Here is a 13,702-nt window from a genome sequence, read left to right on the forward strand (position 1 = left end):
ACGACCCGGACGCACATGCGACCGGGTCGTCAAATCCCGCCCTAAACGGTACACCGTTCGCTATCTAAGAAAAGACCTTAACTGAACGGCATTAGGCCTCGCGCCGGGCTTTTTTTCGTTCGCGCATCACGTCGCTATGCGATCGGCGCGAAACGATCCATTTCGAAAGACGTGTCTGCTTCGCGAAGCCCCATGAATGCTGCTTCTCGCAGACACATCGCGTACGTCGTGAGCCATCCGTCAGGGACTTTAGAACTTCTTCTATTCGATTGAGAGAGGTGGCCCCGTAACCTTTGCATCTACGTGCTGACGTGATTCCGCAGAGCCAGACAAGGATGACATCGCAGCGCACTTGTTCAACGCAAAGGTTATTGGAATGTTCAGAAAGAGTGAGATCGCCACGGCGATCGGGCAGTTGGTGTGCGCCGGTTCTTTGATGCTCGTTAGCGTAGCCCACGCAGAATCGGCAGCCGCTATCGATGCGGCTGCAAGTGAAGAAGTGCGGTTCGCGGGCGAGGTCGATGTCGTGCCCGCAGGTGGCGGCGATGAAGCCGTCGTGAAGAATCTGCTCGTCGCGGAAATGCGCAAGCTCGGCAAGGCGCCGGAAACGCTCCAGAGCGTGGACCACTGGTCGAGCGAACTGACGGCTGCATTGCGCCGTGGCGGCTTTCCGATCGGCCAGGTGCTGATGACCCAGGAGAACTGGGTCAAGCTGCAAAAGGGCGGCGAAGCGCGCTTTACCGCTTTTCCGGGCCGCATCCACAAGATCACCGTCAATAACAAGTCGCGCGTTCGCGACGAGAAGCTGCAGCGTCTTATCACGCACGCACTGTGCGGCAAGGAGACGCTCGAAGGCGTGTGCATGCTGCGCAGCTCGCGGCTCGAACGTACGACGCAACTGCTTCAGGATACGCCGGGCGTCGGCATGGATGGCGCACCGCAAATCTCCGCTGGCGGCGCAACCGGTGAAGTCGACGTCGTGTTCAACATCGCGCAATTGGGTAAGCCGGTTTCGGGCGACATCATCCTCGACAACAGCGGTTCTGATGCCACGGGCAAGGCGCGCATCGGCTTGACGGGTTCGGCGAACAATCTGTTCGGCATCGGCGACGCTTATTCGTTCTCTCTGGCGACGACCACCAAGAACATGTGGACGGGCTCGTTCATCGCCAGCGCGCCGATTCTCGATGATGGTTTGCGCATGACGGGCGGTGTGACGCGCCAACAGTACAACGTCAATTCGGCGCTCGGCTCCGCGATCCAGGGCGTTGCCACGACCGAGCAGGTCGGCGTGCTCTTTCCCTTCACCCGCGGGCTCGATCGCAATATATCGGGCGGTGCATCCTATCTGCACAGCAACACCTCAACTTCGCTGCAGGACTTTCCGGCTCAGCACAGCAAGCTCGATTCGCTTCAGCTCTCCTTGCAAGCCGACAACGGAGACCGCGCGAAGCAACTTCGCACGAACCAATGGAGCGGCCAGCTCGCATTGACTCTCGGCCATCAAAGCAACGATTACCGATCGTTCGACAGCATGAGCGGGAACGTCGCCGGCAACTACGCCAAGCTCTACGGCGGCGGCTTCGGCACCTACGCACTGTCGCCAAGCGGCAATACCTTCCTCGCGGCGCGCGTGAACGCGCAAGTGTCGAGCAAGAACCTCGACGCGAGCGAGAAGCTCAGCATCGGCGGTCCCAATGCAGTGCGTGCCTATCGTGCCGACGAAGGCTCGCTCGATGAAGGCGTGGTGGCGAACCTCGGCCTGTATCAGCGCGTGCCGGTCGCCGCGGGACATCAGCTTCAGTTCGGCGTCTTCTCCGATCTTGCGTATGGCCGCGTGAATCACTCGCCGTGGACGAACTGGGAGCAAAGCTACGTGAACGTGCCGGGCGTGCAGAACACACGCACGCTCGCAGGCTACGGCGTGAGCGTCGACTGGCTGACGCCGTGGGGCGCGACCGCTTCGGTCGCGGTCTCCAAGGCTTATGGATTTTCGCAGACCTCGTGGGTCGATCCCGGCAAGAAGCCGGCGCAGGTCTGGCTCTCGGTTTCCTGGAATCACTAACGTTCATTTCCGCGCGTCGTCGCTGCTTCGGCAAACGCATCGCACCCTATCAGGATGAAGGAAGACATCATGCAATTCAGCATCAACAAGTTCGAATATCTTTGCTATCGCCGTGATCACGGTGCTGCGGGCCGCGAGCTTCTCAAGCTGCTTGCGCTCATCGACGCCAACTACGGCGTGCTGATGGACGTCGACAGCTGGTCGCAATCCGGCGAGGCGCAGGACATCTTGGACGAGCACTTGCTCACGCGCATCACGTCCGCGATCACTTCGCTTCTGAGCGACCCGGCCTTTCGCTTCTCGGAAGAAGGCATTGCGAGGACGCTGGTTTATCAGCGCTGGATCGCGGGACTGTTCGCGGCGAGTTCGTTCCGCAATGCCGATCACATTCTGCGTTCGTTGGGCGTCAACGAAGATGCACGCTATTCCGTGGAACTGCGCAAGTCGGACATCGACAAGTTCCGGCTGTTTTACACGCCCGAATCCGAAGTGCGGCTCGACTGGGACGCGCTGTGGAAGCATGACAAGGTCGCCGCTGCCGGCCTTGCCACGACCATCCTGTCGTCGCGCTTTCTGGGCACGCCGGCGGCGCATCAGAAGCGCGAGCTGATTCTGCGCTGGCTGCCGGAGCGGCTCGATCAGATCGAAAGCGTGGATGCCCTGCCGATGGGCGTGCTGCACGACATGTACATGCATTGCAGTTACGCGGACCTGCCAGGCAAGCACGACATCAAGAAGCCGATCAACACGCTGATCCGCCGCAAGCTCGCGAGCCTCGGCATTCATGATGTCGAGCGCCAAGCGCGGCCCGCTGCAGAAGGACAAAAGCCGGTGTTGCTGGTCGTGCTCGAATGGTTCTCGAAGAATCATTCGATCTATCGCACGCATTCGCAGACCATCGTCGCGATGCGCGACAAGTTCCACATCATCGGCATGGGTTATGACGGGCGTGTGGATGAAGCGGGCCGCGAAGTGTTCCACGAGTTCATCCCGTTGCAGGGCGACTTGTGGCAAAACATGCGCCAGGTTCGCGACGTGAGCGAAGCGCGCGAGGCGCAGGCGATGTACATGCCGAGCGTCGGCATGTTCCCGATCACGATGGGACTCGCATGCCTGCGCGTCGCGCCGCTGCAGTTGATGGCGCTCGGTCATCCGGCCACGACGCATGGTCATGCGATGGATTACGTCGTCGTGGAAGAAGACTACGTCGGCGACGAAGCGTGCTTCAGCGAGAAGCTCCTGAAGCTGCCGCAGGACGGCATGCCGTATCGTCCGCCCGCCGCGATGCTCGAAGTCGAGCTCGAGCCGCGCAAGCGCGCCAAGTCGGACCCGGTGAAGATCGCGGTCGCGGCCACGACGATCAAGCTCAACCCCGGTTTCCTGCAGACATGCGCGGATATCGCGAATGAAGCATCGGTGCCAGTCGAGTTCCATTTTCTGGTGGGCCAGGCGACGGGCATCACGTTTCCGCAAGTGCGCAATCTGGTACGCCGCCTGATGGGCGACAAGGGCGTCGTCCACAAGCATCAGAGCTATGCGAACTACATGAAGGTCATCGCGGATTGCGACATGTTCCTCAATCCGTTCCCGTTCGGCAACACGAACGGCATCGTGGATACGGTGTGGGCGGGTCTCGTCGGCGTATGCAAGACCGGCCGCGAAGTGCATGAGCATATCGATGAAGGTATGTTCCGTCGTCTCGGCTTCCCGGAGTGGATGATCACGAAGACGACCGAAGAGTACAAGGCGGCGGCGTTGCGTCTCATCGACGATTCGAAAGAGCGCAACCAGCTCGCGCGCAAGTTCGCGGGCCGCAAGGCAGTGGAGAAGCTCATTTTCAAAGGCCGTCCGGAGATTCTCGGTGAGCGCATCCGTGCTTTGCTGAAGGAGAAGGCGGATACGCAAGTCGTAGCAGAAGCACTGTGAGGCAATGATGAAAGAGACCAGTAAAGCAAGCCTGCGCCGTTCGCATGATCCGGCCTTCGTGAACCACTATTTCGTCGGTGAGGGCATCGACATCGGACCTGCGGACGATCCGCTTTCCGCTCACGTCGCCATGTTCCCGAAGATGCGCAACGCCGCGTCTTATCCTTCGTCGCAGGGCGATCTCACGAAGATGGAGGGCGTGAAAGAGTCGACACTGGACTTCCTGCATTCCAGCCATAGTCTCGCCGAGCTCAATAATCCTCATAAGGCGTTGTCGCGCTGGCTGGAGCTGCTGAAGCCGGGCGGCCATGCGGTCGTGACCGTGCCGGACGAGGATCTCTACGGTAAGGGCACATGGCCGAGCCGTTTCAATCGCCGCCATAAGTGGAGCTTCACGGTCCACAAATCAGACAAGCGCTTGCCGCGTTCCGTCAACGTGCTGGAACTGATTCAGACGATGTCGCCGGTCGCGCACTGTGAGCGAGTCACGCTCGTTCGCAACGGCTACGACGAGCGCGACGCGAATGAGGACCAGACCGCGAAGGGTCTTGCGGAATGCGCGATCGAGATCGTGTTGCGCAAGCGCGCTGTGGCGTCGCCGCGTGAACTGGCGCAAGCCGCGTCGCGTGCGCGCAGCGTGCAGGAAGGTGTCGCTGCATGCAGGGAAGCGCTGCGTACGTATCCGTATCACTTCGACCTTTATCGATACGTGTTACTGGAACTGCTGCGCTGGGACGCATTGGAAGAAGTCGACTCGATGTGGGAGGAATGCGTGAAGCGCCTGCCTGGGGAACATCACCCGCGCCTTTATCACGTGCTGCACGAGATCGCACGCGGACGGCTGCAGAAGGGCTTTCGCATGCGCGAGGAATTGATGGCACGCTTCGGCTGGAAGCGCCGCACGACCGTCGAGCCGCCGCGTCATGTAACGGAGTGGAGCGGCCAGTCGCTTGAGGGGAAAGCGATTGCGATCTGGAGCGAGTTCGGCCTCGGTGACGAAATCTTCTTCCTGCGTTTCGCGAGATTCTTCCGCGAGCAGTGCGGGGCAAAACGCGTCATCGTCATGTGTCAGCCGCCGCTCGTCGAGCTTTACGAGGCGTCGGGCGAGGCGGACGAAGTCGTGAGCACCGAATCGGCCGCGAATCTTCCGGACATCGATTACTGGGTGTATCCGCACGCGATTCCGGCTCATTTGACGCTCGATCTCGAAGCGTTGCCAAAAGCAGTGCCGTATCTTCGTGCGCCGTCCGCTGTGCCTTCGAAGCTGCCGATCGTCGCGCCGAACAAGCTGAAAGTGGGATTGGTGTTCAAGGGCAATCCCACGCATGAGAACGATCGCGCGCGCTCCTTGCCCTCGCTTGCCGTGCTCGACGATCTGCTCAGGATTCCGGACATCGAGTTCTTCAGCCTGCAGAAGGGCGCCGGAGCCGACGAAGCCGCCGACTACGCGCAGAAGCACGCGAACTTCCACGATGTAGGCGCGCAAGTCACGACGATGGCGGAGACGGCGAAAGCCATCGAGTCACTCGACGTCGTGCTCACGGTGGATACGTCGGTGGCGCACGTCGCCGGTGCGATGGGCAAGCGCGTGTGGATGATGCTGCCGTTCTACGGCGACTGGCGCTGGCACTACACCCGCGAGGACAGTCCCTGGTATCCGACGATGCGTCTCTTCCGCAAGCGTCACGGTTGCGACTGGTCGGAAGTGGTCGCGCGCATCGCCGGGCATCTGAAGATGCTAAGGGCCGATACCACGTGCGTCTGAGAAATTCATAAGACATCCTCAAGACGCGAGTCTGCGGGATGTCTTGCATGCTGTGCCCAATCACCGAAGACTCCGCGATAGACCCTCTCGCGCTTCGGTGTTTTCGTCTTCGGAGATGACGAAAAAAACGATCTCCCTACATAAGTTCGCAGATCGAAGCAAGACCATTCCCGGATGAATCGTGCGGATATTTTGACCATATCGGGCTTTCGATATTTTTCTATATCGAGCGGAGAGCCCGTCGGCTAAATTCGACCATCGTTGTGGCAGGGCGCAAGTCACGAGCGATGGGCACTCGCTCTGCCTGCGTGCTGGCCTGAGTAAGCACTGTCTTCCTTCGGATCCTGTATGAGCCGGGGTCGACCGTCGTGCCCATTGCACTGAATATCGCCATGTCAATTCTCGAATTTCTGAGCCGAAAATTTCGGCATTACTGCGCAATGGCCGGGCGCGCGTCGTCGATTCTCACGTCGGTTTATTTCGGCTTGTCGTTTCTGCTTCTAGCAGCGCTAGGGGTATCGAGTTGGAATTTGATCGTGCCGATTGCTTTGGTATTCAGCCTTTCGATGATCATCTTTGCTTGCATGCTGCTATCCGAAAGCCGTAAGTACGAACGTGAGGCCAGGCCGCCGGTGACATCGATTCCGCTCGACCAGCTCGCGAGTTCGCTTCGTGGAAGCAATGAGCATGAGCAGCGCGGGTCAGGATGCACAAACGTCCGCGCTACAGACAAAGTGCGTGCGGGACGTGAAGCCGGTGTCGCCGGGAAGATTCGTTTCGCCGGGCGAAACGCACTTCTGACACCGCCGATGTTTCTCCCGGATTGAGCACGTCCTAAAATCCGATAGGCTTCCTTTGCGGGATAGCTCAGGCCCGCCCGACATTCGTGAGTTGCTTTTACATCAATAAATGAGCCGTACGTTTCGGGTTTTGACTCGAAGAGCGGCAACTCAAAAAACGGTTGTTATATGAACGCACGAGGGGACAAGATTCGGATGGTTTTGGCGGACGATCATCCGATCGTGCTGTTGGCTGTAGCCGACCAATTCTCGAAAATTCCGGGTTTTACGATCGCCGCCATGGCTCATTCCGGCGCCGAGTTGCTTCGCGTACTCGAAAAGGAGCCGGTCGACCTTATCATCACCGATCTGGTGATGCAGGGGGAAGACGAGACGGACATAGACGGCTTGCGGCTGATCAGCAAGCTCAAGCGGTCCTTTCCGAACATACCCGTCATTGTGCTGACCATGATGACGAGCGGCGGCATCTATCACGAATTGTGCAAGCTGGGCGTCGCTGCGATCATGAGCAAGGAGGAGCCCGCCAGCGAGCTCAGCCAGGTCACGCTTCGTGCATTGAGCACGAAAGAGACGATCATTTCGCCTAAGATTCAACACCGTCTGGCGCGCGATGGATCGACCCTGCAGGACCTCGCGCGCGAGCAGCCGCTTTCGCCCCGCGAACTGGAAGTGGTGCGCCTCTTCGCACAGGGCCTTTCGGTGACTGAAATCGCGCGCACGCTGAACCGATCCGTTCCGACCGTCGCCACGCAGAAGCGATCGGCCATGCGCAAGCTGCATGTGGAGAACCACGTCGATCTCGTCAAATACGCGGCCAGAGCAGGACTAGCCTGATGGAGCATGTTTTCGCCGCATCGCGAGATTCTCCTCTGCAGATGCTGCGAATGCTCGAGGACAATCTCAAACGCGAGCGACGCATTTTCGCGGTCGCCATCGGCTTGCTGATTTTCTCTTCGATGTGTGCCGCTTTCGCGGCCATCGTTTTTCTGGTCAATAGTACGCTCAAGACCGAGCTTGCCGACGTCCAGTCCGTCATGCGCGGCGTGAATATCGGTATCTTCAGTCGTTACAACATGCTGAAGACGGGCGAGCTACTCCTCGAAGTCACCCCGCAGGACTACCATCCATCGCCCAACGGTCCTCGGGCCGCGCTGCCGTGCGCGCCCTTACCTTCGGACAGCGAAGACGCATCGATGAGCCGGATTTGCAGCGCGGCACTGCGTGCTATTCCCGACGGGAGCTTGCCGTTCTCCCTGCAATTCGCACGGTTCGACGGAAGCGCGTCGTATGGTTTTGAATTTTTCACCAAGCGCGACGCCGATGAGGGACCCGGCACCGAACGATTGCGCTCACTCGTCGATACCGCCAAGGCCACCATGAGTTCTCGCGGCCTCGATCCCGTAAGCGTCGCACGAGAACATAGCGTTCTATGGTTCCGTGCACCGGCCCTGCTGGGTTTCGAGAGTTCGACGATCGTTATGTTCATGGTGGTCGAGAAGGACGATCGACCCGTTGCGTTTGTCTTCACGAAGGTGGATGTCGAGCGTGTGCTGAAATTGGTCCGGCCCGCCGCCCTCAATTCGGAAATAACGATCTTTAGCGACGATGGCACGGTGCTGGCGGGCGATGCATCGGGAGACGCGCGATTCGTCGACAAACATCTCGAGAAGGGGCCGCCTGGCGTATCCCACTGGATCATGGGACACGGATGGGGCGCGCGAATGGAACCGCTTGCGCTCGGCGTCGGCCACATCGTCGTTTCCTTGCCGACGGCGACCAATCTCGCTGTCAAGCGTACGGAAGTGTCGGTTATCGTTCTGGTGGAAGCGGCGCTCTCAACTATGCTCGTGGCGTTATACCGATACTGGAACTACCGCTTCCTGACGCGTACCTATGAGCAGGCTTGCCGCGCGGTGGAAGGCGAGATTCTAAATCATCTGCAGGTGCAGGTGACGCCGGTCGGTTTGTGCATTGCGCTGCGTAGCGATTTCAGCGCCATTGCCGCGAATCAGGTCGCGCGTAACCTGCTCGACCTCGATGCCAGCGCGATGCATCTGCCCGCCGCGCTGTGTGTGGCCTTCCATCAACACGGCATGACCTTGCCCGCAAAAGGCGACGCCGCCGTGATCTGGCAATTCGAATGCACGCTGGAGAAAGCGGACCAGTCGTCGCGTCACCTGAAGATTTCCTACACGTCGGCGGTCGTCAACAAGACCGATGTGCTGTTCTGCGCCATTGCCGACATCACGGAGCATCACGAAGCCGAACGCCTGCTGCGCGAAGCGAAGGAAACCAGCGACGCCGCCGCCAAGGCCAAGCTGAATTTCTTCGCTTCGATGAGCCACGAGATCAGAACGCCGCTGTCGTCGCTCGTCGGCAATCTCGAACTCGTCGCCAGGGGCCCGCTGGCGGCGGAACAGGAAGCCCGCGTCGGTGCGATGCAGGCGTCGGCGGGCGCGCTGCTGCAGGTCGTCAACGATGTTCTCGATTTCTCGAAGATGGACGTCGGGGAAATGCGTCTCAGCGAAGAGCCGGCGTCGATACGCGACATCGTCATGCGCGTGATGGTCGGTCATTCGCCCATCGCGAATCGCCAGGGCTTGCGTTTGTTCGCCGTGATCGACCGCGAGTGCCCGTCACGCTTATGGCTCGATCCGATTCGCGTCGCGCAGATACTCAACAACCTCCTTGGCAACGCGCTCAAGTTCACGTATTCGGGCAAGGTCGTCGTGCGTGCGCGCTGGGTCGACGGCGCGCTCGCACTGAGTGTGGCCGATTCGGGCATTGGCATTCCGGAAGCGCAGCGTCAGATGCTCTTTCAGCCGTTTGTCCAGGGCGACGCGCACCGGCTGACTCAAGCGCGCGGCACCGGGCTCGGGCTCTCCATCTGCGAGCATCTGTGCCGGCTGATGAAAGGGCGCATCGCGCTTGAAAGCACGGAGGGCGTCGGCACGCGCATCACCGTCACGCTGCCGTTGCAAGTGGCTGAGTCGTCGCCGGACGAAGCCGATGCCTTGCTCGTCGGCCGGCCCGCCATCCTGTATCGGGCGAACGAGCATCGCGAGTGGTTCGACGCACTCTTCGATGCAGAGCGCAGTTCGATTACGTACATCACGAACGAGGGCGCGGCGGCGAACGTGGAGGGTTGCGACTGTCTCATCGCGACCGACGAAATCTCGGATGACGAGATCGATGCGCGATGGACAGATCGCGCGCGCGTCATCCGCGTGACGCAGGACGGCCCGCTCGTGCCGGTGGCGAGAGAGAACGGCGAAATAGCCGTCAGCATCTTCGCGGCCAAGGAGTTCCGGGAAGCGGTGCAGATTGTCAGAGACGGGAGGCATCACGCGATCTCCGCGTCGCCCATTCGGTCGGCGCCTCTGCAACCCGCTTCGGCGAATCCCGGCGCGACAGTGCTGATCGCCGAGGACAATCGCCTCAACCGAGGTTTGTTGCGCGACCAGTTGCTGACGCTCGGCGCATCCGTGATCGAAGCAGCCGACGGCGAGGAAGCGCTCGATCTGCTGCGCAAGAACCGCGTGGACCTCGTGCTGACCGACATGGACATGCCGAAGATGAACGGCGCGCAACTCCTGGCGGCCGCGCGTGCCCTCGATCCGTCGATGCGTGTCTATGCGGTGAGCGCGAGTGCGAGCGCGACCGATGTTCAACGTGGTCGCGACGCCGGTTTCACCGACTATCTGACAAAGCCGGTTGCGCTCTCCGTGCTCGCTGACGTGTTGCGCACGTTAGCCGTCGATGAAGGAAACGCATCGGCCGATGATGCGTCGCCGCCACGATTGCCGACGGTGCCGGCGCCGTATGTCGCCGCCTTCGTCCAGCAGATCGGCGAAGACATCGCCGCGCTCGACGCGATCTGCTCGCAGCGCGACGCCCCGGCGCTGCGCCGCTGGGCGCACAAGCTTGCGGGCGGGCTGTCGGTGCTCGGCCCGTCCATGCTCTTCGATCAGTGCGAGGAATTGCGCGCGACGCTTAGAGAGGCGGGCAACTGGGTCGAGGACGTCGAGACATACGTCTCGCTGATTCGCTCGGACCTTCTCGAACTGCGCGACCTGCATCGCGACACGATCCACGGTTAGGCCGACGCGCTGACCCATCCCGGATTGCAAACGTTCGGCCCGCAAAAACTGACGAACGGCCGTCAAGTTCGACCGTCAGCGGCCGTTTACACGCATATGAAAAGGCGCCGCCTACCTGGCGAGTGACCTTCCCAGAGCGCCTGGCTCGCCGCGACGCGTCGCGCGGCACCCCGAGGCGGCGACGGCAACCCCGACAACCGCTCGATGTCTCCCGCATGCGTCAGATTTACTCAAAGATGCGCCTCGCCAGTCTGGCCGTGGCGTCGCTCGTTTCGTTCTCGTCGTCCGCTTTCGCCGACGATCCGCCCGCCGTGCCGCTCACCGGCGGCAAGCTGCTGCTGACGGGCGGCGTCTCGGAAGTCGAAGGCGCGGCGGGCGGCGGCCTCACGCCGTGGGCCGTCATCGGCGGATACGGCACCGCGCGCCAACTCGGCGCGAACGCGCACGGCACCTACATCCGCACGCAAGATTACGCGCTCGGCACGTGGGGCCTGACCGTCGGCGTCGCGAATCGCGTCGAGCTGTCGCTCGCGCGTCAAAGTTTCGATACGCGCGATGCCGGCGCGAAACTCGGCCTCGGCGAGAACTTCAAGTTCAATCAGAACATCTTCGGCGTGAAGGTGCGGCTGCTCGGCGACGCCGTGCTCGATCAGGACACGTGGATACCGCAAATCGCCGCGGGGCTGCAGTTCAAGCACAACGAACAGGGCGATATCGTGAAAGCGGTCGGCGCGGCGAGCAATTCCGGCACCGATTTCTATCTGTCCGCGACGAAGCTGCTGCTCGCGCAAAGCCTCCTCTTGAACGGCACGCTGCGCTTCACGAAGGCGAACCAGTTCGGCCTGCTCGGGTTCGGCGGCGACAAGTCGAACGCGTATCACCCGGAATTCGAGTCGTCGGTGGCGTATCTGCTGACGAAGAACGTCGCGATCGGCGGGGAATATCGGATGAAGCCGAACAATCTCTCGTTCGCGCGCGAGCAGGACGCGTACGACGCGTTCGTCGCGTGGGCGCCGAACAAGCACGTCTCGCTGACGGCGGCGTATGTCGCGCTCGGCGACATCGCGACGGTGAAGAATCAGCGCGGCCTCTACGTTTCGATGCAGGCGGGGTTCTGACGATGAAAATCCGCCACGCCGCAATGCTGGCTCTCACGCTCGCCTGCGCGAACGCGCACGCCGACGACGCGCTCTACGAACAGTTCGGCGAGCGAGCAGGGCTGACGAAGATCGTCGACGACATGTACGACAACGTGCTCGCCGATCCGCGCACCGCGCCGTATTTCGACAACGCGCCCGTCAAGCGCATCAAGCAGAAGCTCGTCGAGCAGATCTGCGTGCTGCTCGACGGCCCGTGCGTCTACACCGGCCGCCCGATGCGCCGCACGCACGAAGGACAGAACATCGACCGGGCCGCGTTCAACGCGCTCGTCGAAGACTTGCAGGCCGCGATGGACAAGAACGGCGTGCCGTTCCACGCGCAAAACAAACTCCTGGCGAAGCTCGCGCCGATGTACCGCGACGTGCAAGACCGCGAATGAACATGCTCAAATTTTTCATCACGCTGCTGGCGTTCGGCGCGACGATCGCCCACGCCGGGAGCGTGCGCGTGCAAGTGGTCGATCAGGCCGGCGCGCCCGTGCCCGACGCCATCGTCTATGCGCTGCCCGTCAACGGCAAGCCGCCCGCGACGAAGCCCACCAGCGCGGTCATCGATCAGATCAAGCGGCGCTTCGTGCCGATGGTCTCCGTCGTGCAGACGGGCGCGTCGGTGGCGTTCCCGAACAAGGACAACATCGAGCACGACGTCTATTCGTTCTCGCCGCCCAAGCGCTTCGAGCTGAATCTGTATCACGGCATTCCCGCGAATCCGGTCGTGTTCGACAAGCCCGGCCTCGTCGTGATGGGCTGCAACATCCACGATTCGATGGTCGCATATCTGCTGATCGTCGATACGCCGTGGTTCGCGAAGACCGACGCGCACGGCGCCGCGACCATCGACAATCTGCCCGCCGATGCGTACAAGGTGATCGCGTGGCATTTCCGCCAGAGCGATCCGAACGCGCAGCCGACGCAGAAGGTCAACGCGGACGGCGCGGCGAAATTCGCGCTGCAACTGCGCCCCGCCGAATAGGACGCCCGTCACGATGCTCTTTCACAGCCTGCGCGCGCGAATCGCGCTCGTCTTCGTCGTGCTGATGCTCGTCGCGCAGGCGGCGGCGTTTCTCGTCATCAACTCGGTGATTCTGAAGAACGCGCATCGCAACGCCGAAGAGCAACTGTCGGTGGCCGAGCGCGTATTCGCGCAGATTTTGCGCGGCAATAGCGAACAGTTGACGCAGGCGGCGAGCGTGGTCGCGCTCGACTTCGGCTTTCGCGAAGCGGTCGCGACGCACGACAGCAAGACGGTCGCGTCCGCGCTGCGCAATCACGGCGACCGCGTTCATGCGGACGTCGTGATGCTCGTCGATCTTGACGGCAAGCTGATCGCCGATAGCGGCGGCGTCGGGCGCGAAGGCATGGCGTTTCCGTTCCCGAAGCTCATCAGGACCGTCGCGACGAAGGGCGATGCGTCGTCGTTCGGCATGATCGGGCCGCGCGCGTATCAGCTCGTCGCGGTGCCGGTGAAAGCGCCCATCGCGATCGCGTGGGTCGTGATGGGCTTCGCGGTCGACGATGCGCTCGCACGCGATCTGAGCTCGCTTACGTCGCTCGACGTGTCGTTTCTCACCGTCGGCGACGACGGCAAATGGGGCGTGCTCGCAAGCTCGCTCCCCCACGACGCACGCGACGCGCTGACGGATCAGGCGCAACTCGCCGCGAACGGCTACGCGACGCGCGTCATGCGGCTGCACTCCGAAGGGCGCACGGTCGCCGTGCTGCTCGAACGCTCGCTCAACGAGGCGCTCGCGCCCTTCAAGCGCCTGCAGACGACGCTGCTGCTCATTACGCTGCTCGGCGTGCTCGTGTCGAGCGTCGGCAGCGTGCTGATGGCGCGCTCGGTCACGCGGCCGATCGCGGCGCTCACGCAGTTTTCGAAGCGCATC

At 61.6% G+C, this 13,702-nt stretch carries 10 protein-coding genes; all 10 read left to right on the forward strand.

What is annotated here, in order from left to right:
* Positions 1-376: 376 nt before the first annotated feature.
* Complete coding sequence (locus tag QCE49_RS19845) at positions 377-2,065, forward strand: ShlB/FhaC/HecB family hemolysin secretion/activation protein (protein WP_250460160.1); 1,689 nt, start codon at positions 377-379, stop codon at positions 2,063-2,065.
* Between the two features lie 69 nt (positions 2,066-2,134).
* Positions 2,135-3,991, forward strand: coding sequence for a peptide transporter (locus QCE49_RS19850; RefSeq protein WP_250460162.1), 1,857 nt, complete (start codon positions 2,135-2,137; stop codon positions 3,989-3,991).
* A gap of 58 nt (positions 3,992-4,049) precedes the next feature.
* Positions 4,050-5,756 (forward strand): methyltransferase domain-containing protein, encoded by a 1,707-nt coding sequence (locus QCE49_RS19855; protein ID WP_309806330.1) that lies wholly within the window; start codon positions 4,050-4,052, stop codon positions 5,754-5,756.
* Positions 5,757-6,148: 392 nt separating this feature from the next.
* Positions 6,149-6,583, forward strand: a complete 435-nt coding sequence (locus QCE49_RS19860; protein WP_250441134.1) for a hypothetical protein — start codon at positions 6,149-6,151, stop codon at positions 6,581-6,583.
* Positions 6,584-6,724: 141 nt separating this feature from the next.
* Positions 6,725-7,390, forward strand: coding sequence for a response regulator transcription factor (locus tag QCE49_RS19865; protein ID WP_033535857.1), 666 nt, complete (start codon positions 6,725-6,727; stop codon positions 7,388-7,390).
* A 50-nt stretch (positions 7,391-7,440) separates the two neighbouring features.
* Positions 7,441-10,656, forward strand: coding sequence for a hybrid sensor histidine kinase/response regulator (locus tag QCE49_RS19870; protein WP_250460165.1), 3,216 nt, complete (start codon positions 7,441-7,443; stop codon positions 10,654-10,656).
* Between the two features lie 215 nt (positions 10,657-10,871).
* A complete protein-coding gene (locus tag QCE49_RS19875) occupies positions 10,872-11,774 on the forward strand; it encodes a DUF3034 family protein (RefSeq protein ID WP_008347389.1) in 903 nt (300 codons plus the stop codon).
* Between the two features lie 2 nt (positions 11,775-11,776).
* The gene (locus tag QCE49_RS19880) at positions 11,777-12,196 is read left to right on the forward strand and encodes a group 1 truncated hemoglobin (RefSeq protein ID WP_250460167.1); all 420 of its coding nucleotides are present in this window, start codon (positions 11,777-11,779) and stop codon (positions 12,194-12,196) included.
* Between the two features lie 2 nt (positions 12,197-12,198).
* Positions 12,199-12,789: a methylamine utilization protein gene (locus tag QCE49_RS19885; protein ID WP_239294978.1), complete on the forward strand. Its 591-nt coding sequence runs from the start codon at positions 12,199-12,201 to the stop codon at positions 12,787-12,789.
* A 13-nt stretch (positions 12,790-12,802) separates the two neighbouring features.
* On the forward strand, positions 12,803-13,702 hold a 900-nt coding region (locus QCE49_RS19890; RefSeq protein ID WP_309806336.1), incomplete at its 3' end, for a cache domain-containing protein.

The organism is Caballeronia sp. LZ008, assembly GCF_031451435.1.
GTDB lineage: Bacteria > Pseudomonadota > Gammaproteobacteria > Burkholderiales > Burkholderiaceae > Caballeronia > Caballeronia zhejiangensis.

What these genes read in the sequence shown, in the direction of transcription:
- QCE49_RS19845 (WP_250460160.1), top strand. Translation starts at nt 377, where the DNA reads ATGTTCAGAAAGAGTGAGATCGCCACGGCGATCGGGCAGTTGGTGTGC.
- QCE49_RS19850 (WP_250460162.1), top strand. Translation starts at nt 2,135, where the DNA reads ATGCAATTCAGCATCAACAAGTTCGAATATCTTTGCTATCGCCGTGAT.
- QCE49_RS19860 (WP_250441134.1), top strand. Translation starts at nt 6,149, where the DNA reads ATGTCAATTCTCGAATTTCTGAGCCGAAAATTTCGGCATTACTGCGCA.
- QCE49_RS19865 (WP_033535857.1), top strand. Translation starts at nt 6,725, where the DNA reads ATGAACGCACGAGGGGACAAGATTCGGATGGTTTTGGCGGACGATCAT.
- QCE49_RS19870 (WP_250460165.1), top strand. Translation starts at nt 7,441, where the DNA reads ATGCTCGAGGACAATCTCAAACGCGAGCGACGCATTTTCGCGGTCGCC.
- QCE49_RS19875 (WP_008347389.1), top strand. Translation starts at nt 10,872, where the DNA reads ATGCGTCAGATTTACTCAAAGATGCGCCTCGCCAGTCTGGCCGTGGCG.
- QCE49_RS19880 (WP_250460167.1), top strand. Translation starts at nt 11,777, where the DNA reads ATGAAAATCCGCCACGCCGCAATGCTGGCTCTCACGCTCGCCTGCGCG.
- QCE49_RS19885 (WP_239294978.1), top strand. Translation starts at nt 12,199, where the DNA reads ATGCTCAAATTTTTCATCACGCTGCTGGCGTTCGGCGCGACGATCGCC.